This is a genomic window from Bacteroides luhongzhouii (assembly GCF_009193295.2).
In the GTDB taxonomy this organism is placed as follows: domain Bacteria; phylum Bacteroidota; class Bacteroidia; order Bacteroidales; family Bacteroidaceae; genus Bacteroides; species Bacteroides luhongzhouii.
The window spans coordinates 1471906-1495622 of record NZ_CP059973.1 but is presented as its reverse complement, the minus strand read 5'-3'; the positions used below and the strand labels follow the sequence as shown (position 1 = coordinate 1495622).

The following is a 23717-nucleotide window of genomic DNA, read 5'->3' as shown; positions in this document are numbered from 1 at the left end:
GGGATGATACAACACTAACCATATACTTTCCAAATCAGAGGAATGATCGTTTCTTACCCCGGACATCTTAGCCCGAATAAAGAAGGAACTTCTTAAGTGTACTATTTTGTACTTCACTTGTACATTCCTACTCATTCTTTTTCTTCCAATCGCTTATCTTTGTGTTCATTACATTATTTCCTAAAACTTTCAGCATTATGAAAAACGTTTCGCGTCTACTTCCCCTATTGTCCGGCATCGTCACGCTGTCAGGATGCAATCATGCACCCCAAAAGAGCAATGGGCAGAATAGCCAAAAGCCTAACATTATTTATATATTTGCAGATGATCTCGGCATTGGTGATTTAAGTTGTTATGGAGCAACGAAAGTGAGCACCCCCAACATTGACCGGTTGGCAGGACAAGGAGTACAATTCACCAATGCTTATGCAACTTCTGCCACCAGCACCCCTTCCCGTTTCGGACTCCTGACAGGTATGTATCCCTGGAGACAGGAAAACACAGGAATCGCTCCCGGTAACTCCGAACTCATTATCGACACTACCTGCGTCACCATGGCAAATATGCTGAAAGATGCAGGATACGTAACCGGTGCAGTAGGTAAATGGCATCTGGGACTCGGTCCGAAGGGTGGAACCGACTTTAACAACCGGATTACCCCTAACGCACAAAGTATTGGTTTTGACTATGAATTTATTATTCCGGCTACTGTAGACCGTGTACCCTGTGTATTTGTAGAAAACGGACATGTCGTAGGACTTGACCCCAATGACCCTATCACCGTAAGCTACGACCATAAAGTCGGCAATTGGCCTACGGGGGAAGAGAATCCGGAACTCGTAACCTTGAAACCCAGCCAAGGACACAACAATACAATTATCAACGGCATCCCCCGCATTGGATGGATGACTGGCGGGAAGTCTGCCCTTTGGAAGGATGAAGACATAGCCGATGTTATTGCTAATAAAGCAAAGAACTTTATCGCATCCCATCAGGAAAAACCCTTCTTTTTATATATGGGTACGCAAGACGTACACGTACCACGCATCCCCCATCCACGTTTTGCCGGCAAAAGCGGACTAGGCACCCGTGGTGATGTCATCCTGCAACTGGACTGGACCATCGGTAAAATCATGCATACGCTGGACAGTCTCCACATTGCAGACAATACCATACTGATTTTTACCAGCGACAACGGTCCTGTCATAGACGACGGCTATCAAGACCAAGCCTACGAACTTCTAAACGGACATACGCCGATGGGGATTTACCGTGGTGGAAAATACAGTGCTTATGAAGCCGGTACACGTGTCCCGTTTATCGTTCGCTGGCCAGCCCAGATAAAGCCGAACAAACAGCAAGCACTTTTTTCCCAGATAGATGTGTACGCGTCACTCGCTTTGCTTCTGAACCAACCTTTACGTAAAGGAGCCGCTCCTGACAGTCAGGAACATTTGAATGTGCTCCTAGGCAAAAATAATACAGATCGTGAGTATGTCGTTCAGCAAAATCTCAATAATACGCTTGCCATTATTAAAGGTCAATGGAAATACATCGAGCCGAGTGACAGCCCTGCTATCGAATACTGGACAGGAATGGAGTTAGGCAATGACAAACAGCCTCAACTTTACGATTTATCCTCCGATCCATCGGAGAAAACCAATGTCGCAAAGCAACATTCCGACATAGTGAAAGAGTTATCCGAATTACTGAAATCCGTAAAAGAGAAATAGATATATGAGAACAGAAAAATTGTATGATTTTGCACCAATCTTGAATAATTCTATCCATATAAGAAGATTCAATCCGTCTATCTTTGCAAACGTAGATTCAATAAATCACTTAATTTTTAATATATGAGAAAACATTTATCCACTCAAACTAGAAAAAGGATGCTTTCCTCCATCGGACTGATCCTGTTTTCTGTTTCTTTTGTACTTGCACAGGTACTTGTTAAAGGTACAGTGAAGGATAACTTAGGAGAAGGAGTGCCGGGAGCCAGTGTTCAGGTAAAGGGTACTTCGCAAGGAACAATCACTGACCTTGACGGTAAATTTGCTTTTAACGTGCCCAATAAGAATTCGATATTGGTTATTTCTTTCATTGGTTATGTCACTGTAGAAATGAAGGTGGACACTCAAAAGCCAATGGTCATCACATTAAAGGAAGACACAAAGACGCTGGACGAAGTAGTAGTAGTCGGCTATCAGGAAATACGCAAGAAGGATCTGACGGGTTCTGTTGCCAAAGCCAGCATGGCAGAACTGCTTAGCACTCCAACTGCTTCTTTCGGCGAGACATTGGGCGGACGTATTGCCGGTGTCAATGTAAGTTCGGGCGAAGGTATGCCGGGCGGACAGATGAACATCGTCATCCGTGGTAACAACTCATTGACACAAGACAACTCTCCTCTTTATGTCATTGACGGTTTCCCGGTAGAAGACCCTTCCATAGCCGCAGCCATCAATCAGAACGATATTGAGTCACTCGATTTCCTGAAGGATGCCTCTGCTACCGCTATCTACGGTGCTCGTGGTGCCAATGGTGTCGTAATGATTACAACCAAGAAAGGAACAATCGGTCAGCCTAAAATTAAATATGACGGAAGTTTCGGTATTCAGCATATCACCAAAACGATTCCGATGATGGATGCATACGAGTTCGTTAAACTGCAGGCAGAACGTAGTCCCAAAGATATGGAAACTACCTACTTCATGAATTATGACGGTAAGAAATGGGGACTGGAAGATTATAGGAATATCCCGCAATATAACTGGCAGGATGAGATCTTCCGCAGCGCATGGATGCAAAGCCACAATGTCAGCCTGACCGGTGGTTCGGAAGGAGTTCGCTACAACGCTTCTTTATCTTATTATGACCAGGACGGTATCTTGTTGGAATCAAACTACAAACGTGTACAAGGCCGTATGGGTACTACCATCCAAAAGAAGAAACTGAAAATCTATCTGACAACCAACTATTCAAGCACTACAACCACCGGTGGTTCTCCTTCCCAGAACTCATACAGTGGTATGAATAACCTGTTCTATAGTGTATGGGGATATCGCCCCGTGACCGAACCGGACAGACCATTAAACTCGTTGATGGATAACATCATGGACGACGCGATAAACAATACCAACGACTATCGTTTCAATCCTATCATGTCCTTGAAAAACGAATATCGCAAGACGTATGCGAACTATATTCAGTTCAACGGATTTGCAGAATATGAATTTATCAAAGGATTGAAGTTGAAAGTTTCCGGCGGTTACACATTCGATACCCGCAAAGGGGAAACATTCAACAACTCGAAGACCCGTTATGGTAATCCGAAATCATCCGATAAGGTAAATGCAGAAATCTACCATTCTCAACGTGCAACATGGTTGAACGAAAATATTCTGACCTATCAGACCAATATCAAACGGAAGCATTTCTTTAATAGCATGGTAGGTGTAACCCTGCAGAATTCCGACTATGAATACTATTCATACAAAACGGTACAGATTCCGAACGAAGCACTCGGCATGGCGGGAATGAGTGAAGGAACTCCCAGTACGACTAAATCATTAAAGAGTTCCTGGTCTATGCTTTCTTTCCTGGGACGTTTGAACTATAACTATAAATCATTGTATTATGCAACGGTTTCTTTCCGTTCCGACGGTTCTTCCAAGTTCCGTGGTGATAACCGTTTCGGCTACTTCCCTTCCGGTTCATTGGCATGGGGATTCATGGAGGAAGATTTTATGAAGCCATTGAAGTCTGTTGTTTCTTCAGGTAAATTAAGAGCAAGCTGGGGATTGACTGGTAACAACCGTGTAGGCGAGTATGATACGTATGCTTTATATCAGATATTGAAGGATAAAGTCGGAGACTTTATTTCGATCGGTAGCCTCCCCAGTGGCGTATATCCGTTCGAAAACAGTCTGACAAGTGTAGGTACAGTGCCCACTTCCTTAAGAAACAGAAAACTGAAATGGGAAACGACCGAACAATGGAACTTGGGGCTGGATTTGGGCTTTCTGGACGAGCGCATCGGATTAACTGTAGACTGGTATCGTAAAACGACTCGTGATTTATTGCTGAATACTGCGCTTCCCACCTCTTCCGGTTATTTCAGTGCCATGAAGAATGTAGGAAAGGTACGCAACCAAGGTATCGAGTTCACATTGAACACAACTAATATCAAGAACCGTCATTTCTCATGGACTACTAACTTTAATATCGCATTCAATAAGAACAAAGTATTAGAATTGGCCGAAGACCAATCCTCTCTGTTGAGTGCAGCCAAATTTGACCAGAACTATAACTCCCAATACAGCTATATTGCCAAAGTGGGTTATCCGATGGGAATGATGTACGGATTCATCTATGAAGGTACATACAAATATGAAGATTTCGATAAAGCGGGTGATACATATACACTGAAACGCAATGTTCCGTATTTCTCTTCCGAGAGTAATACACAACCAGGTATGCCGAAATACGCAGACTTGAATGGCGACGGTATCATCGACGACAACGACCGTACTATGATCGGTAACGGTATGCCGAAGCATACAGGCGGATTCACCAACAACTTCGAATACAAAGGATTCGACTTGAGTGTTTTCTTCCAATGGTCATACGGAAACGATGTTTTGAATGCCAACCGCTTGTTCTTCGAGAACAGCAATAAAACACGTGACTTGAACCAATACGCAAGTTATGCAGACCGTTGGACACCGGAAAATCCGGAAAGTAATATTCCGAGAGCTACCGACTCCGGTTCCAACAAAGTGTTCTCTACACGTATTATTGAAGATGGTTCTTTCCTTCGTCTGAAGACCGTATCTTTGGGATATACACTGCCAAAACAACTGACCAAGAAATGGAAGATAGACAATGCACGTGTATTCGTTGCCGGTCAGAATCTATGGACATGTACAGGATATTCCGGTTATGACCCGGAAGTATCTATCCGTGAAGGCGCACTGACTCCGGGACTGGACTTCTCCGCTTATCCGAGAGCCTACTCTATCAGTTTTGGTATAAACTTAGGTTTTTAATCAATTATCCTTCAAACAATTACGTATATGAAAACAATAAAAATAATCATCATATCACTTCTTGTCGGACTTAACCTGACTTCCTGCGATTTCCTGGAAAAAGACCCGACATACACCACTCCTGAAAACTTTTTCAAAAATGAAGCGGACGCTACCTCTTGGCTAACAGGAACCTATGCCATTTTGGGACAAAGTTCCTTCTACGGAAATGAATTCTTATACCTTGTAGGAGGTGACGATCTGGGGCACTATGGTGGTGCCAACCGCGGACCTAACAAAAGCGGATTGATCTGTAACAATGCCAATACAAGTGATCCGGCCGTTGCAGCATTGTGGTACACATTATACTCCGGCATCAACAGAGCCAATATTTTCCTGGAAAATATTGATGCAGTGCCCGATATGAACGACGATACCCGCAAGCAGTACAAAGCTGAAGCCCGCTTTTTACGCGCATTCTATTATTTCACTTTAGTAGAATGTTGGGGTGATGTACCTTTCAAGACTAATTCTACAGAAGATGCTTATAACCTCTCTATTCCGCGCACGGACAAACAGACAATTTATGATTTTATCATTAAAGAGATGTATGGTTCTGCTGAGGATCTCAAATCTGCTCAAGATTTGAACTATTTGCCGGGACGTGTTTCCAAATCGGCAGCTTGGGGAATGTTGGCGCGTGTATATATGTTCAGAGCCGGCGAACCTAAACGTGACAAAGAAGTGGGTTTGGCCAACAATACGACTAGTGCCGAGATTACAGAATATTTCAAAAAAGCAAGTTACTATGCACAGTTAGTCAAGAATGAAGGTCATTCACTGACTGCCAAATATTGGGATTTCTTTATCGACATTTGCTCTGATAAGTATAACACAGCTCTCAATAAGGATGGTGCCAAAGCTAATGAAAGTATTTGGGAAGTAGAATTTGCAGGTAACCGTTCAACGGATGTACGCGCAGAAGGTAGAATCGGTAATATCATTGGTATTCAGGGTAAAGATCTTTCTTCCAAAGCATCCATCACCGGTAAAGGTGACCCGGGTTATGCATACGCTTTTATCTGGAATACTCCTAAACTGCTCGAATTGTATGAAGCAAACGGTGACATTGACCGTTGCAACTGGAACATCGCTCCATTCACTTACACCCAGTCAGCAGGGGAAGGTACCCCGGTAGACGGTCGTGAATTTGTAAAGGGAAAAAGAGATGAAGTGAAACAACAATACTGGGACAAATCCTTCAGCTATGGTGAAACAGAGCCGGGTTCTACTTACGGTGATCGTGAATCGAAGAACGATGCCAATAAGAACCGCAACAGAGCTGCCGCCAAATATCGTAGAGAATATGAAGCTGACAAGAAGAGCAAAAACGATACTTCCATCAACTTCCCTCTTCTCCGTTACTCTGACATTCTGCTAATGATTGCAGAGGCAGAGAATGAGGTCAACCATGGTCCTAATGATCTGGCTTATGAATGTATCAACGCAGTAAGAGAGCGTGCAGGAATCAACAAGCTTGCTGCAAATCTGGATGAAACCAACTTCCGGAAGGCTATCAAAGACGAACGTGCTATGGAACTCTGCTTCGAATATACACGCCGTTTCGACCTGATCCGTTGGGGAGACTATTACAAACTGATGCAGGAACAAGTGGACAAGGCACAGGCTGACGAATCCTGGAAATTCGGAATCAATGTATATACTTACTTCAATATTCCGAAGTCTTACAATTATTTCCCGATTCCTGCCAATGAAATAGGATCAAACGGTGCTATCAAGACGAATAATCCGGGTTGGTAATTCTCTTAATAACTTTAAAAAGAAAAGGACATGAAAACAATATATAAAAGTTTGATGACTATCGCTTTTGCCGGACTATCCCTGGCTTCATGCGACAAGGAATTAAAAGAAGAAACAGCAATGGAAGTGGGTGTGGTGACAGACAGCAATGTCAGCTTCGATGGCAAAACTGTGACTGTAAAGAAAGGAAGCCCTGTAACGTTCAGCTTTGATGGTGACCCTGATTTTATAACATTCTTCAGTGGAGAAATTGACCATGAATATAGATTCCGCAATCGGACAGAGATGCAAATAGAGGATATTGAAAAATGTGAAATTAATTTCGATATGATCGCCCAATATGACGCACCACCCAAAAACACCCCGCAGACTGCATTAGACATTTTCATTTCCGATAATTTTCCGGGAATGGCCAAGAATAACTTTGAAGCAGATAAGCAACTTGTAGAAGGATTTGACTGGACATATTTAATACCAACAGACGAATTGCCGGTGAAAGTAGAAAGCAATACTAAATCATATCCATACACTAAAAATCTAGCGTCTTATCTTGGAAAACAAATCACCATTGCTTTCCATTACAAAGGCGGTCAGGACGGTACTGTTAGACAACCTAAATTTACTTTTAACAATATACGCATAGAACTGGCTTTTAATAATAATAAATCAGAAACTGTCTATGCAAAAAATCTAGGTTTCACACCACTAAACATTGTAAATAATGAAAGTGACCAGCAATCGGACAAAGTTAAAGACAGAGAGTATGGAGCAGTTGATGGTGGTGTACCCGGATTTTGGAAAACAGTTATACCGACGGAAATAATAGTATCCAGCTCTGCGGCTGGAACTACACTAAAAAATAGTTGGCTAATCTCCGAACCACTCTTACTCAATGGTTCCTGCGATCCTGACGCCGGTGTAGCCATCAAGAATATCTCGCAATCATTAGAGATATACTCACATACCTACGAGGAGGCCGGAACATACACCGCTACCTTCGTAGCCAACAATGCAAACTACGTCCATCAAGGTGGTCAAGTAGTACGTGAACTGACTATAAACGTTGTAGAATAATAGTATATCCCCCAATTTTTCTAACCTTCAATCATAGAAAACGTTTATAAAAATCAGACTTTAATCAATTTAACATTAAAAAGAGAGGGTCCGCGAGGTTCCTCTCTTTTACTTTTTCCATATCTTCATTCTTCACAGAGAAATATTTTTCTTTATTCAACTGGCGTATAAATCAACATTTATATATAAGTTTGCACAAAAATAAAAACAATGCAAAAGACTCTTCCTATTCATTTTGCCCCATTACAAGGTTACACCGACGTAATTTACCGTAATGCTCATGCTGCCTGCTTTGGAGGTATAGACACTTATTACACTCCATTTGTACGACTCGAAAAAGGCAGCTTCCGCCATAGAGACATCCGGGGAATCGAACCCGGGAATAATCAGGTTTCGCATCTGATTCCCCAGCTGATAGCCCCTTCTACTGAAAAGGCTGAGAAGATTTTATCCCTATTCATTGAAAAGGGATATAAGGAAGCCGACATTAATATGGGATGTCCTTTTCCCATATTAACCAAACGCCACAATGGTTCCGGCATTCTTCCTTATCCGGAAGAAGTGAAGGAATTGCTCAATCTTGTTTTGAAGTATCCGGGAATCAGCTTTTCAATAAAGATGAGATTAGGATGGGAAAATCCGGATGAATGTCTTCACTTGGCACCTATCATCAACGACTTACCTTTGCGGCAAGTAACCATGCATCCCCGATTAGGGAAACAGCAATATAAAGGGGAAGTAAACCTGGAGGGATTCTCCGCCTTCCAGGAGGTATGCAAGCATCCGCTTATCTATAACGGAGACATTCATTCTTTAGAGGATATCCAACGTATCCAGAAACAATTTCCGGCATTGGCAGGCATTATGATTGGGCGGGGACTGCTTGCCAATCCGGCTCTGGCTTTGGAGTATAAAGAGAATCGAATCTTAACCGCCGATGAAATGAGGGAAAAACTTCATTCGATGCATACATCTATATACACTCAATATGCAGAACAGTTGGAAGGAGGAGACGAACAGCTTCTAAACAAGATGAAAACTTTCTGGGAATATCTGACGCCACAAGCAGACAGAAAATTACTGAAAGCAATTCATAAAAGCGGAAGTCTCAATAAATATAATCAGGCGATTCTAGCCTTTTTTAATCAACGATAAACTGATAAACCGGTAATTTTATGTAATTTTGCGCCCGTTTATAAACAAGCACATTATGAAAAAATACATTCTATTATTTCTTTGTCTGATAACTGTATCAGGCAGTTTCGCACAAATGAAGGATTTCAAGTTCAAATTCTACGGACAAATTCGTACTGATTTCTATTACAATAGTCGTGCCAATGAAGAGACCGTAGACGGGTTGTTCTATATGTACCCGAAAGATAAGGTACGTGATCCGGACGGGAATGATTTGAACTCAACTCCTAACAGTAACTTTTATACCTTGTATTCACGTCTCGGAGTAGACGTTGCCGGTCCGAAGCTGGGAACAGCCAAGACATCTGCCAAAGTAGAGGTCGACTTCCGTGGTACAGGGACTTCTTATTCGGTCATTAGACTCCGCCATGCTTATTTGAATCTGGATTGGGGAAAATCGGCTGTATTGCTCGGGCAGACTTGGCATCCGTTATTTGGAGATGTATCGCCGCAGATTCTTAATCTTTCCGTAGGAGCACCGTTCCAACCTTTCAGCCGTGCGCCACAAATTCGTTATCGCTATACAAACAAAAATTTCCAACTTACCGGAGCAGCAGTGTGGCAATCACAATACACCTCACAAGGTATCAATCCTGACAAACCGAAAGAGAGCAAAAAAAGTCATGAATACCTGAAAAATGGTTGCATTCCGGAGATATATGTAGGAGCTGACTACAAGAAAGACGGTTTATTGGCAGGTGTCGGCATTGAATTGTTATCATTAAAGCCACGCACAAATGCCTGGGGAGCAAACGGATATAAATATAAAATAGACGAACGCATAACTACCCTGTCTTACGAGGCCCATGCAAAATATACCCATAAAGCCTGGTTCATTGCCGCAAAAAGTGTATTGGGTTCCAATCTTACACAAGCTTCCGGATTAGGCGGATTCGGCATTAAGTCAGTCAACGAGCACACCGGAGAACAGAAATATACTCCAATACGTTTCTCCAGCTCTTGGTTGAATGTTGTCTACGGACAGAAATGGAAACCTGGTATTTTTGTAGGATATGCTAAAAATCTGGGAACAAGCGATGCACTATATGCCCCGAACGGAACTGACGCTCAAGTGTATGGAACGGGAACAAACCTCGACCAGTTAGTAACAGCAGGCGCTGAACTGACCTACAATGTTCCCCATTGGAAATTCGGATTGGAATATACCTTAAGCTCTGCATGGTATGGTTCACTTAATGCCTCCAATGGAAAAATCAGAGATACTCATGCCGTATGCAACAACCGTATTGTTGCTGTTGCCATGTTTATGTTCTAACCCTCTACACAAATATTTTGATTATATATCTGTCACCTGTCACCGATCACTGCCTAATAATTTGATTATAAACGATTAACATTGTGACAGCAATCGGTGACAGCATTGTGACAGCAATATTGCTGTCACTGGAAATAAAGGCAAGACGGCATCGCGGAGACGCTTACAAACAGACTAACTACATTTCATAAACCGGAGACATTCATTCCGAGAGTTCAAGCAGTTATATTTATTTCATTAATATACAACCTTTGTTTCAAGGCACGTAACTTTTGTTTTCCTTACTTGAAACTAAAGTTTCATACGCTGGAAACCAAAGTTTCTCCTTATAGAAACTAAAGTTTCCGCGGCTGGAAACAATAGTTTCAAAGCTTTGAAACTATTGTTTCTACAAAGGCAAACAGGATATCTCCTAACTGTATAACTCTTATTTCTTCAGCTCCACTTCAAAGCTAGCGCCATCCTTGCAACTGAATCGTAAGATTGTTTGCTTTTCATTAGAAGAGACGACTTTACAAAATGGAGTTTCTTCCACATTCCATTGGCCTTTTAGGGTCACAGTCACCGGTATTTCACTGCTTTCATTATTAATCCACGGACGAGAGTAGATACTACGTTCAATCCGCTTTCCGTCTTTGTCAAACGCTTCATCACTTGGGCCGCGATACAAAGCCAAATCAGGTTGTGCCACCGTCAGCTTAATCTTATCAGCAGATTCTTTATGAGTCATAACCAGACAGGAAGTATCCACACGTTGCAACAGACCACCCGGCAACGTTGTTTCAGGAGTTTCAAACAATACATAAGAAACAATCTGTTCGGAAGCGGACTCTACAATATGTGCCTTCCGGTCTTGCTGCAATACTTTATAAGTTGGCTTTTTCGCAAACTTCTTCATCGCGGTTTCATTCGTTTGAGGCAAAACAGCGTATTCATACTTTCCGCTTTTCGGGGCCTTTCCATGATCTACTACCAAAGAAACCCAATCACCTTTTGTTTCCTTTCCCGTATTCTGCATTCGCGAATGTTGAGGGAAGTTTTTCTCAAATCGAATGGCTGTCGGAACATAATAACCTGTCCCCAAATGATCTACCCAAACTTTCTTATCTCCCTGATAATTTTTCCAATAGTCATGTCCCGCCTTATCAGTGACTGCCAATTGGAAGATAGTCGTTTCAGTTGGAAACTCCGTATTTGTATTTTCAATATCCGATCCAAGGCAGACAATCATTCCATCGATGAAATGGTAAGATTTACGTGCCCGGTGTGATCCATTATACTTGTCGTGTTCGTGCAACTTCATTCCGAAGTTACCATTCATCTTCTGTTGAGACAATCCGCCTGCAAAAGCTTCATCAGAATAAAGCATTTCTTCCATTCCTGAATAACGGTCTACATTGAGCACTTTAGCCTGCAATTGTTCCAATGGCAAATGAATAGATGTGACTCCCGGGATACGGTTCCAGTCAAAACCTTCCTGCTGCCAGCCACTAGTGGCCGGAGTCACTGTCTGCCCCGGTGCAGCAGTCAATATCTGCAAACTGCCGTGTGCCAGGTAGCGACCATATAAATTCGCTCCCAAATAATGTTCAGCCGCCCATAAATAACGGGAATGTCCACGGGCCACGGCAGACCAGTTACCACGACGTTGAACAGAGACACAACCATAGCCCATTGCTATATTCCCCTGCGGGTCCGGTTCCGGACGGAAGCCTTTCTCTATCAGAAGTTTTGCCACCTTGCGTTCTTCAGCATTTGACACTTTGGGCATATATTCGGGAGCATCATTCTCAACGCCTGAATCGGAAATCAAACGAAGGTAAGAAGAAGCCATTTCACTATCATATTCCACCTTTCCATCGGGTGAACCGGCTAGGGCCATCATGGCAAAATGCATAGGAACCAGCTTTCCTTTTCCATCCGGATGACGACCAGACATAGAAAGAGGGAAGTTCAGTTTATTGCAATAAAAGCGCATGGTCAGTAATACATTCTTCACCGTTTCATGAGCCAATTTGGAAACTGCGAATTCCGTCCGGCTAAGAAGATAAATCATGTTTGTTGCTCCATCCAGTCCGCCTACGGCATAAGCCGGATAATTATTGCGGTGATGGAAAGCACCTCCGTCCACTTTAAATGAACCGGACAACCCCAGTGCAGGACGGCAACCATAGTCAATCCAACGAGAGAAAGACCGTAAATATTGCAGTTTCTCCGGTGTATCTTCCATCATTAGAATACTGGCAATACGCCCTGTGGTCTGTGTATTGAAAGAGTCCATATCAATTCCGTTGACTTCCGGTTTGGGATACACTTCGTTAGTAATCGCATACCAGCGTAATGTCCGTTCGGCTTCTTGAAGTTTGCCGGCTTCTCTAAGCACATCTTTCATCAAGAAATATGCCAGGTACAGACCGCGAACACTATACCCGTAATGATGGATATTTCCCCAACAACTACCGTAGGCCACGCCCTGATCGGTTATGTGATCGTACATGGCTAAAAACTTCTTCTTCATTTCTTCCCGAATCACCGGTTTCGCCGTACTATTATTATATGCAACAGCTATTTTTTTCATCAGATCGAAGTAAGCACGCATTTCCACACCCATCTTAGTGAGCATATCCTTGTTCCAATCCGGAATGATTCGCTCATAAGCTTCCGCAGCACGTACCATATAGACAGGTACTCCCGAAACCTGACCGTTTTTGTAAGTGATCTGATAGAAATCATATTTCTTGCGAATATTCTCAACCTCTTTATCTGTGATCTTGCCTTTCGTATAGATCATATCACGAAAACGTTTCTCTAACAGTTGCATTTCTTCCCGTTGCTTGTCGCCCACAGGAGTTAGTTCAATATCCGGTTTTAAAAGAGAATGTTTATAAATCACCAGCCAATGACTAGTCGTTCCTTTATTAACAAAAGGTACCTGCAAATCGGCTGTTTGTTGACGTGCGTCTACTTTAGTAGATGTAATTAAATGGTCGATGAAAAGGCGTCCTTTTGAATTTGGAGCTATAATACGAAGTTCATTCATCCCTTCCTCCGGTGTGCCTTGCATATCCCTCTCATAGCAGACCCATGCGGCACGCCAGCCAGTGAAATTGATACCAAAAGGAAAAGAAGTACATTTTTTACCGTCTTTCAGAAACTCAAATTCGATGGTTGCATCTTGGGGTTCTTCATTGTAAACCCACACAATAAAAGCCGAAAGGAATAAGTCTTTGCCAGTCGGATCTTTCTTTTCAAACTTCAAGTCTTTTTTAAGTTCTAATACACCACCTGGCTCAAATGTCCATTCCAACGAATGTTTTCCGTCTTTATAATGCGCATCGGATACTGACAGTTGAGAATGAGTACCGGATATACAATCCGGGATTTGTGGTTCTTCAAAAGAAAACATCCGCTCATCTGTTACGACTTGCGCATGAAGGAATGTTGAACACAAAAGAGAAAATAGAGTTGTCACTCCTAATTTAATAAAAGGTCGTTTCATCATGGATATATCGTCTTATTAGGTTTTCCAGTATATAAGTCAGAGAGTAGTCACTTTAAAATCCGTAAATAGTAGATGGTTCTGTAAGAGACGAAGCCCGAAATGTCCATCACCTGCAAGGCATGGGATGCATCTTCTATCTTCCATTGTTGCGCAAACGCATTTTCGTGTTGTGCAAACAGCACTACACTACTCAAAAGAAATAAAGTAATCAAACTGTAGCTAATAATAAATCGCTTCGTCATTACGGTATTAGTTTAAAGATAATTCTTCCGGATACAAAGAAACCCCTCTTTTCGAAAAAAGAGGGGTTCAAATTGTACAAAATATCTCAAATAATGTATTGACCGGGAATTTGTATTACCAAGCTTCTACCACTTTTTCAGCAGCTGGATGCAAATACCAATCCTTGTTATCAGCTCCATTGCTAGTCACCCAAGCACGGAATTCAGGATAAGCGTTATCAAAAAGCACCTTTTCATAAGCATGTTTTACACCAACAGGAACTTTAATCCCCCAAACAAAACCATTCTTATTACAATATGGAACATCTTCCATCATTTCACCGGCTGAATCAGCTTCGTAATCAGTATAAAGATAAGAAGGTCTATAGCCTTTCATGTGAATCTCTTTATTCGTATGTGTCACAATAAAGAAGTTCTGATTATGAGTATCAGTAATAAGAGCACGATAAGCTTTCAATTGATCCAAATCTTCAGTAAGACTAGTACGAGCCTTAGCTCCCAAAATAATTTCTGCACGTAACATACCTTGTCCCGGATTTATAAAACCTTTCGTAGTCTGGAAGAAATTAGTATTATCACCCAAAGCACTCAAACCATCCATTATGATAACCGGACTACCGTGTTCCGTGTCTACCGTAACTTTACAAAATTGCGATTTTCCAAAGAGTTGCTGTTGAGACATTTCTGCTTTCATTTCCCCAGTAGCAAGTTCTTTTTCTTCTCCTTGTCCTCCTTTCAAAAGAATACGGGTCGCAACAGTCTCTATATACTTTTTATCCAAGCCGCCTAATACTACACCTAATTTAATAGGATATCTACCGCCTTTGGCACGAATATCCAAAGTCAACTTCAATCCTTCTTTATATCCCTGACCAGCTTCGAGCCATTTTTCAGCCTGACATTCGGTTACTTTCAAATCGTACTCAAAAACAACATCGTTCAAATCATTGTCTTGACCTGGTTCAATCGGCCAATTGTCTTCAAACATAGCAACGCCTGTATTATGATAGAAAAACCATCCATCATCTTCCTCGCTAGTTACCGCCACTGCGTCTTCAGGTACAGTTATTGCTACAGTCTCACCACTCCGAGTCACGCTATTTATCGGAAATGATGCTGTTTTATCCGTTCCATCAGAATACTTCAAGTAAATATTGGCACAGTGAATAGGCACATTCAATTCCAAGTCTTTCTCTCCATCAACAAGCAGACCACTCACCAACAAACTTCTTTCCTGATTTTCTGAATCCCAATACAAATCAGCCACTACAGGCTTACTTGAATAAACTTTAGCAGAGACAGTACGACTAGTTGCAAAATCAAACCCTGCCGGAATAATATACTGTGGGGAATCATCTCCTCCTCCATTATCCACTATTCCTTCTTCATTGTTACTGTCTGTACAAGCAACAACCAACATCGCCCCCATAAGGACATACATCAAACTTTTAATCTTCATTTTAATCTAATTTTTTAATTATTGTTTGTTTCTGTTTTGCACGAAAGCCCGGTTTATCATACTTATCCCCAGACCTCATCTGTTAACTTATCAAAAATATATTTAACGCTCAACAGCTTTCCACCTGCCTTTATTTGTAATTTCAATCCTTTCCATCGAAAATAATCACAAGAGTTCAAATATCGTTCAAAAGGCCTGTTCATGAGCAATGGATAATATATACAAGTTATTTAGTATATTTGCATTGGACAGAACATTCAATACAACAAATATAAAACTTTTGTTTTGAATATACAAGTTTTATAGATTAAATATCAAGGGAAATGGATCAGGTACTGTATGGTATAGATTACATAGAATATTATTTCTATTGGATATATTACAAGTTTATTGGCTATCCTTTAATCATAAGAATATGCTCAATTGCGGTAATGTTTTGTATTATTGCGTACTTGTTTCTCCTATTCCATATTATATATGGTATATTCAAAAGACGGAAAGAAAAGCGAAGATACAATAAAGCTTTCGATAAATATTACGAGGAAATGAAATCTATCTCGCTAGATTCCAACACATTGAGTGAAGAAGAAATCGCGGACAGATTACAGTATGATACGAAAAAACGTCCCAAGCCTAATGAACTACGTATTATCACTCAACTATTAACAGAAATCAAGAGTGTACATGAAGATGACATTCATGAACTAAACTACCAAACGATTCAAACCGTATTCCAGATCACACGTTTCCTTGAACGCGAACTTCAATTCGGCTCCAAAAGATCAAAGATACAAGCTCTGAAACTTATTCAATCCATCAACGGATATGCCTCTGAAGCGGTATTGGTACCTTCCTCTATCATCGTGAAATAGAATTGAGGAACTCTGCACGCTACACTTATATGTGGCTAAGCCAGGGAGACCCGTTCCGTTTCTTCGACGAAGATATCGGCATGAAGTTGAGACAATGGGATATGATGGAATTGCATGCCATTTTGGAACACCGCAAGAAGGTGGGATATAACACACCCAGCTTTATAAAATGGGTGAATACTTCGGCCGAAGAGAATGTTAAGATATTCTTTATCAACGAAATCCGGTTATATAAAGAAACGGAAAGCGCTCCCACCCTGGCTAAACAAATCAACGCTCGCTCTACCGAAATCCGGGGCGAAGCGATCAGAACTTTAGGAAAACTAAAATATAAAGAGATCGAGCCCAAGCTGATTGAAATGTATCATGTGCAACCGGAAGAAATCAAACGACAAATCATTTCGGCTGTCGCAGACCTGAAAACAGATAAAGCATTAGGATTTCTTTACAATGCTTATGACGAAGCAGACAACTGGGGGACAAAACGTATCATCCTGAAAGCCCTCTATGAATACAGCCCAATGGGAAGAAAAACATTCGATCAATTGGAGAGAAAGGCCGACTCCCACACAGCTATATTGTTTGCCCATACCAGGCATCCGTTAATCAACCAGTTAATTTAAAGAATATGAAAGATATAATATTTACATTCTTCAATTATTTCGTATTCTTTTATACGAGTATGCTGGCGATATTCTTCGTCACATTCGCCTTCCTCTCTTTCATTTCTCTGAAACGGAGAAAAGATTACTATGTGGAAAGCTATATGCGGAAAACAATCAAGGAATCCCCCTATACACCGGGTATTTCGGTAATTGCCCCTGCCTTCAATGAAGAAAAGACAATCATTGATAACGTGAACTCTATGCTCGCATTGGAATACCCGCTTTTCGAGGTGGTGATCGTAAATGACGGAAGCACGGACAGTACGTTGAAGAAGATGATTGAACATTATGAACTGATAGAAGTGCCCTATGCCTATATTGAGCGAATCAAAACCAAACCGTTCAGAAGACTCTTCAAATCTACCAGTCCGAAATACAGCCGGCTTACCGTGGTAGACAAAGAGAATGGAGGAACCAAGGCGGATGCATCCAATGCAGGTATCAATGTCTCTTCATATCCTTATTTCATCTGTACGGACGTAGACTGTATCTTAGAGAAATATGCTCTTTACCGCTGTATATCGCCCATTATATCTTCCGATAAACAGGTAATCGCAGTCAGCGGAACGATGTTGATGGCCAACGGATGCGTAGTGAAAGACGGACAGATAGTAGACGTGAGAACTCCGCGTACTCCGATTCCGCTTTTCCAGAACCTCGAATATATGCGTTCCTACCTGATTGGTAAAATGGGGTGGTCCGCAATCAATGGTATGCCGAATGTTTCCGGTGGATTCGGTCTTTTCGACCGTTCCGTGGCTATTGCAGCCGGAGGATATGACGGTACTTCCTTCGCAGAAGACATGGACCTCATTACCCGCATGGTAGGATATATGTGCGATTTCTCCCGCCCTTATAAGATTATTCAGATTCCTGATACCTGCTGTTGGACGGAAGGCCCTCCCAACTTGGCGATGCTTTACCGTCAACGTACCCGTTGGGCACGAGGATTGTTCCAGACACTTAGCATCCATCATAAAATGATTTTCAAGAAAACATATAAACAGATGGGATTGCTGACTCTGCCTTATATGTTCGTATTTGAGTTTTTAGCGCCCATCATCGAGCTTACCGGTTTGATCGTATTTATCTATCTGGCCTTTACAGGAGCGGTCAACTGGAACACGGCATGGATGATTTACCTGACGATCTATACGTTTTGTCAGTTCCTTTCCATCGTCGTTATTACCTATGACTATTACGTCGGGATGCTTTATAAAAGAGGATACGAATACCTGTGGATTATCATTGCGTCCATATTGGAGCCCATTTTCTATCATCCCATCATCACTTTCTGTTCATTGAGAGGATACCTTAGTTATCTGACCAATAGAGACTTCAAGTGGAAGAATATGGAGCGTAAAGGATTCAAGCAGAAAGAAGAAAAGACGGATGATGCTGAAACAGCGGCTATGAAGCCCGAACCGGCAACGATTTAAACAAGAAAGAAAGATTAAAGACAAGATAGAATGAACAGAGAATTTCTCCATAAGATCACCCTATTAGGTTGTCTGTTTTTGCTGATAACCTCTTCCTCCGGAACCGATAATGGATTCCAGACGCCGGAGCAATATGCCCAGATTGTGCAGGAGCATTTTGCGAACGAGGAATGGGAAGCAGGAAAAGAGCTGTTGGAGGAGGGCCTTCAGAAATACCCGAATGTTTCTGACCTTGAATGGCTCATGGGTAAATACTGGTTCCACGAAAAGAATTACGACCAGTCGCGTTATCATCTTGTCAAAGCAATAGACGACAATTACAACAACGTCAATGCCAAACATCTGCTGGTGGATGTGGAAGATATTACCGAGAATTACTCCAGTGCCATTTGCTACGTTAATGAGTTGCTGGAAGTGAATCCGTACTGGAGAGGCCTATGGCGAAGAAAGATTGAACTATACCGCAAGCAGAACAACGATGTGGAAGCGGATCGCCTATTGAAACGAATCAACCAGATTTACCCGAACGATACCATCCTAAGGAAAGACTACATCTACAGTATGGAAGTAGGCTACCAACAAATGAAAAAAGGCGGCAACCGGAAAGAAGCAATTGAGAAACTGACGGAGCTAATCAAAGTTTCTCCGCAAAACGAAGAATATTACCTGGATATCATCAACCTGCATTTGCAGGAAGGAAACCGGGAAGCTGCCCTAGGATGGTCATCCAACGGTTTGGCCGCCATACCGGGAAGCAGTGCTCTCATCGTCAAAAGGGCAAGTATCCTCAGTGAATTGGCGCGTTATCCGGAAGCACTGGCATTTATACGCGAGCAAATGAAGAGAAACAATAGTCCTGCCATACGGCGTATGTACAACGACTTATTGATGGAAGCTGCCCGTGCAGAAAAACAACGAGACCCTTATGTATTATATGGCATGGCCTACGAAGGAGGCAACAAGAACAAGGAAGCACTAGACTACTTGCTCAACACTTCCGTCACCCGCGGATATACCGACGATGCCCTCTTCTATATCAGAGAGGCTAAAAAACAATATGGCAACAATGATAAAGGAATTCTCTATAAAGAATATATGCTTTATCGCCAGATGAATGAGGATGATCTTGCTTATTCAACGCTGAAAAAGATGTACGAGATGTATCCTGATGATTATGACATTACGCTTGCCATGAGCGCACAGCACATGAAGAAAGCTGAAAAACTGATGGAACTCGGTTTATATGCGGAAGCATTGCCACACGTATTGTTTGTATCCCAAAAGCATGTAGATAATGAAATGAACGGTGCCGCATGGGAAAAAACCTTGAGCTGCTACATCAATATGAAACGCTACAATGAAGCACTTGCCACATTGGATACCATTACCCTTCACTTCCCGGATTACGAGAATGGTACGTTGAAAAGGGCATTTATTCTCGATAAAATGGACAAAACCGAAGAGGCCTTACAACTATACTTGTCTGCCATCGAGCAGAGCGACGAGGATATGCGTATCTTCTACGTCATCGGATATGAGGAACTGGCAGTGCCCTACATCAAAAAGTGCATGGAAGCCGGAGCTACGAAGAAAGCATACGAAGAAGCCATCAAGCTGGTCAGCCTGAATCCATCGAGCGATCTGGGATTACGGTATGCTATCAATTCGTCCGGTTTACTCGGAAAATACGATGAATTCGAGAAATATACAGCGCAAGGAATCAATTACTATCCTGAAGAACCATTCTATCAGGCAAAGAGGGCTACTATCCTTGAACGTGACAAGAGATACGAAGCTTCTTTGGAATTCCTGAAACCAATACTCAATAAATACCCGAGTAACAAAGAGATTATAGGCGCGTTCTCACAAAGCAGCGAATATCATGCCCTGCAACTGACAAAGGCAAAAGAACCGGAAAAAGCTCTTGCTGTTCTTGATACAGCTTTGCTTTACGACAGCCAGAACAAGTCATTGAAATACACCAAAGGCGTGGTATATGAAGCCAACAGACAAGCGGATTCAGCCTATTATTACCAAAAGTATTACGAGCCTTCCATCATGGAATATCGCTCTTTCCAACGGCACTTATCAGGCCTTAGAAGCATGATGCTCAAGAATGAGATTGCTTTGACCTACCTTCGTGCACGCTACGGAGAAGAAGATATCATTACCTCCGTTGCCACCGCCGAATACACCCGAAAAGGCCAGAAGAACAGCTACACGGGACGTCTCAACTATGCAGGACGAAGCGGATCGGCAAGCGACAGCATGGAGGCTGAAGAACAGACACCGGGAGGGGTCGGCATCCAGATACAGGGAGAATGGACGCACCATTTCTCACCAAAGTGGAGCACTACGGTCAATGCCGCCTTTGCTACCAAATACTTCCCGGATATTACCGCCGATGTTGCCGTGCGGCATTATCTCAAGAATGACTGGGAAATAGGAGCACATGTGGGATACAGACGCGTAGCTGCCTATACGAAACGTTATGAATGGAACGATGAATTCTTTGCAGGAGGCACCGGAGATAACGGTTATCTATTTACCGGCTGGAATGAGTCAAAGACCAACCTGCTCACCGTAGGCGGAGAATTAGCCAAAACCATCGAAGTCGTTCGCCTCAACACGAAGCTGGACATGCATTTCTTCAACTCCAACTTCTACTACAATGCACAGATTGGCGCCAAATACTTCCCGGCTAATGATGGAAAGACGAATATCAACGCCATGGCAAGTATCGGATCGGCCCCGGAAACGGCCGTACTGGACTATGCGCTGCCTGGCTCTTTTTCACACACCAATACAATGGTAGGACTGGGAGGCCAATACATGGTCAGTCCTAACATTACCATAGGTCTGATGGGTACCTGGAATACCTATTATAACCAGACCAACACCGTGCGAGGGACCAGTCCGCTCAACCCGATAGAATCCATATCGACACGCTATAAAAACTTATATAACATCTATGCACAAGTCTATATTTCATTCTGACACGCTTTGCCCCATATTGGCAGGAATGATATGTATATGCTGCCTTTTATCCGGTTGCCGCATGCAGGCACGCACGGAGATGTTCCCATCTAAAGAAGGATACCTCATCACAATCGGCGAAGATCCGACGGACAGAGATACCCGATGGGCCAAATACCTGTACGAGCACCTCAAGAAACGTGCAAATGACGATGAAATGGTCGCTTTCGGTGTCTCCGAGATGGATATGTGGCGTATCATCATACAGATAGACCCGACATTGCAGAGAGAATTCAAAGTAGCCTGCAAAGGTTCGGATATCAGACTGACCGCAAGTGACGACAAACAAATGTTATGGCTACAATACCAACTGATAAAGAAGATCAGCAAGGAAGACCCGCGCATAGACGGTTCGGACCTTCCTCCCGCCCTTATCAACCTCAATGATACTTGCGGAACTTTTGCATTTGACTACCAAAGCATTTATTCTCCATACGGCCTGAACGCCGATCATACAGGCGTTATCGGCCTGAACAACTTTGACGACAGCTGGGGAATATGGGGACACAACCTGCGAAAAGTATTGGGAAAAGATGCAGAGAAAGTATATGCCACCATTCACGGGAAGACAGATGACTCACAACTGTGTTTCTCTTCCGAGGATATGTATCGCCAGATAGAAAGTTACATCGCAGATAACTTCGGTGAAAAGGGGAATTCCCGTTTTGTAATCGCACCGAATGATACTCCGTACGCCTGTACGTGTGCCTCCTGCACCGCATTGGGAAATACAGAGAAGAACGCAACTCCGGCCGTTACGGAACTGATCCTCCGCCTGTCGCAGCGTTTTCCCAAACATACGTTCTTTACGACTTCCTACCTGACTACACAACAAGTCACAGACAAGCAACTCCCGTCCAACGTCGGGGTAATGGTCAGCGCTATCGACTTCCCGCTCCGCCGGACAGACGGCAAGGATGAGCAAGAACAAAAGTTTGCGGAACAACTCGACAACTGGAAGAAAGTAACGAACAACATCTATATATGGGACTATATCAACAACTTTGACGACTATCTCACTCCTTTCCCCATATTAAAGATAGCCCGGCAAAGACTCCAACTCTTCAAACAACACGGAGCCAGCGGCATATTCTTCAACGGAAGCGGTTACAGCTATTCTTCTTTCGATGAAATGAGGACTTTTGTATTATCAGCTCTCCTTATCAACCCGGAACTTCCGGTTGATGACTTAATTAAAAGCTATTTCAATCAGGAATACCCGGTATCCAAAAAATGGCTGTACGATTACTACACAGAGCTAGAAAATAACGCCCAATCCGGAAAGCGGCTCGGACTTTACGCCGGTATCAGAGAATCGGAAAAAGGATTCCTCTATCCGGAGAAGTTTATCAGATTCTATGATGAAATGGGAGATTTCGTATCCGAAGCAAAAGGGAAAGAACGCAAAAAGCTGCACGAACTTCAGACCGCCTTGTCTTTCACACGCATGGAATTGGCACGTGACCACGGTTCCGACACTTACGGATATGCCAAGCGGAATGGAAAGGATATTCAACCGCTTCCCCAAGCACGTAAATGGGTTGCCCAGCTCAAAGAGCATCAAGCATTTGCCGGAATGGAATATTATAACGAGTCAGCTTATGAGATTGACTATTATATAAAGGAATGGGAACAATATATACTTGCTTCCGACATAAAGAAAAGCTTGTTTCTGGGAATGAATCCTTCCGCAACCCCTAAACTAAATAAAAATGATTCAAAGAAACTGACCGACGGCACTCACGGTTTACCCGGAGACTACCATTGCGGTTGGGTTATCATTCCGGGAGAAGAATGTGTCATCAACCTGCCGGTTAAAGGACTCAATGCATCAGGAACGTTCTATATCAGTTTTCTGAATCTTCCCCGCCACCGCATCTATGCGCCACAGCAAGTTCAACTGTTGAAAGACGGAGTAGCCTATAAAACAATAGATTTGAAACCGGAAGACTCCCCGGAAAAAGGAGAAATGATGAAAGCCACTGTTCCGGCAGACCTGAACGGAACAGAACAATTAAGCATAAAAATCAGTTGTTTAAAGAAACCGGGAACGCAAATGGGTATCGATGAAATTGCATTCATCCCTTAGATGCTGAAAAAGTGATAT

At 42.6% G+C, this 23717-nt stretch carries 11 protein-coding genes and 2 pseudogenes; 10 read left to right on the top strand and 3 right to left on the bottom strand.

Annotated features, from left to right (window positions below; translation table 11 throughout):
• Window positions 1-197 precede the first annotated feature (197 nt).
• The 6 genes from GD631_RS05465 to GD631_RS05440 all read left to right on the top strand — a co-directional run bounded on the left by GD631_RS05465 (window position 198) and on the right by GD631_RS05440 (window position 10395).
• Window positions 198-1733, top strand: coding sequence for a sulfatase family protein (locus GD631_RS05465; RefSeq protein WP_143256708.1), 1536 nt, complete (start codon window positions 198-200; stop codon window positions 1731-1733).
• Between the two features lie 159 nt (window positions 1734-1892).
• A complete protein-coding gene (locus GD631_RS05460) occupies window positions 1893-5051 on the top strand; it encodes a SusC/RagA family TonB-linked outer membrane protein (RefSeq protein WP_143257074.1) in 3159 nt (1052 codons plus the stop codon).
• Window positions 5052-5078: 27 nt separating this feature from the next.
• The gene (locus GD631_RS05455) at window positions 5079-6851 is read left to right on the top strand and encodes a RagB/SusD family nutrient uptake outer membrane protein (RefSeq protein ID WP_143256707.1); all 1773 of its coding nucleotides are present in this window, start codon (window positions 5079-5081) and stop codon (window positions 6849-6851) included.
• Between the two features lie 30 nt (window positions 6852-6881).
• Complete coding sequence (locus GD631_RS05450) at window positions 6882-7925, top strand: DUF5017 domain-containing protein (protein WP_004310354.1); 1044 nt, start codon at window positions 6882-6884, stop codon at window positions 7923-7925.
• A 210-nt stretch (window positions 7926-8135) separates the two neighbouring features.
• A complete protein-coding gene (locus GD631_RS05445) occupies window positions 8136-9080 on the top strand; it encodes a tRNA-dihydrouridine synthase family protein (RefSeq protein ID WP_143256706.1) in 945 nt (314 codons plus the stop codon).
• Between the two features lie 55 nt (window positions 9081-9135).
• Window positions 9136-10395: a DcaP family trimeric outer membrane transporter gene (locus tag GD631_RS05440; protein ID WP_143256705.1), complete on the top strand. Its 1260-nt coding sequence runs from the start codon at window positions 9136-9138 to the stop codon at window positions 10393-10395.
• Between the two features lie 427 nt (window positions 10396-10822).
• Here the strand turns inward: GD631_RS05440 and GD631_RS05435 are convergent, their stop codons facing one another.
• From GD631_RS05435 to GD631_RS05425, 3 genes and pseudogenes are all read right to left on the bottom strand, one after another.
• Window positions 10823-13897, bottom strand: a complete 3075-nt coding sequence (locus tag GD631_RS05435; RefSeq protein WP_185911584.1) for a chondroitinase family polysaccharide lyase — start codon at window positions 13895-13897, stop codon at window positions 10823-10825.
• A 101-nt stretch (window positions 13898-13998) separates the two neighbouring features.
• Window positions 13999-14139, bottom strand: a pseudogene (locus GD631_RS05430) (DUF6250 domain-containing protein); the annotation flags it as partial.
• Window positions 14140-14254: 115 nt separating this feature from the next.
• A complete protein-coding gene (locus tag GD631_RS05425; protein WP_143256703.1) occupies window positions 14255-15598 on the bottom strand; it encodes an LruC domain-containing protein in 1344 nt (447 codons plus the stop codon).
• 323 nt (window positions 15599-15921) lie between these two features.
• Between GD631_RS05425 and GD631_RS05420 the strand changes: the two are divergent.
• The 4 genes and pseudogenes from GD631_RS05420 (at window position 15922) to GD631_RS05405 (ending at window position 23699) form a co-directional block, all read left to right on the top strand.
• Window positions 15922-17093, top strand: a pseudogene (locus GD631_RS05420) (HEAT repeat domain-containing protein).
• A 5-nt stretch (window positions 17094-17098) separates the two neighbouring features.
• Window positions 17099-18574 (top strand): glycosyltransferase family 2 protein, encoded by a 1476-nt coding sequence (locus tag GD631_RS05415; protein ID WP_143256702.1) that lies wholly within the window; start codon window positions 17099-17101, stop codon window positions 18572-18574.
• Window positions 18575-18604: 30 nt separating this feature from the next.
• Window positions 18605-21571, top strand: a complete 2967-nt coding sequence (locus tag GD631_RS05410; protein ID WP_143256701.1) for a hypothetical protein — start codon at window positions 18605-18607, stop codon at window positions 21569-21571.
• A complete protein-coding gene (locus GD631_RS05405) occupies window positions 21546-23699 on the top strand; it encodes a DUF4838 domain-containing protein (protein ID WP_143256700.1) in 2154 nt (717 codons plus the stop codon). Before GD631_RS05410 ends, GD631_RS05405 begins: the two co-directional genes overlap by 26 nt.
• The last annotated feature ends 18 nt before the right edge of the window (window positions 23700-23717 follow it).

Bases quoted from the DNA above. Each gene is read 5' to 3' on its own strand.
- GD631_RS05465 (WP_143256708.1), top strand. From the start codon at position 198: ATGAAAAACGTTTCGCGTCTACTTCCCCTATTGTCCGGCATCGTCACG.
- GD631_RS05460 (WP_143257074.1), top strand. From the start codon at position 1,893: ATGCTTTCCTCCATCGGACTGATCCTGTTTTCTGTTTCTTTTGTACTT.
- GD631_RS05455 (WP_143256707.1), top strand. From the start codon at position 5,079: ATGAAAACAATAAAAATAATCATCATATCACTTCTTGTCGGACTTAAC.
- GD631_RS05450 (WP_004310354.1), top strand. From the start codon at position 6,882: ATGAAAACAATATATAAAAGTTTGATGACTATCGCTTTTGCCGGACTA.
- GD631_RS05445 (WP_143256706.1), top strand. From the start codon at position 8,136: ATGCAAAAGACTCTTCCTATTCATTTTGCCCCATTACAAGGTTACACC.
- GD631_RS05440 (WP_143256705.1), top strand. From the start codon at position 9,136: ATGAAAAAATACATTCTATTATTTCTTTGTCTGATAACTGTATCAGGC.
- GD631_RS05435 (WP_185911584.1), bottom strand. From the start codon at position 13,897: ATGATGAAACGACCTTTTATTAAATTAGGAGTGACAACTCTATTTTCT.
- GD631_RS05425 (WP_143256703.1), bottom strand. From the start codon at position 15,598: ATGAAGATTAAAAGTTTGATGTATGTCCTTATGGGGGCGATGTTGGTT.
- GD631_RS05415 (WP_143256702.1), top strand. From the start codon at position 17,099: ATGAAAGATATAATATTTACATTCTTCAATTATTTCGTATTCTTTTAT.
- GD631_RS05410 (WP_143256701.1), top strand. From the start codon at position 18,605: ATGAACAGAGAATTTCTCCATAAGATCACCCTATTAGGTTGTCTGTTT.
- GD631_RS05405 (WP_143256700.1), top strand. From the start codon at position 21,546: ATGCACAAGTCTATATTTCATTCTGACACGCTTTGCCCCATATTGGCA.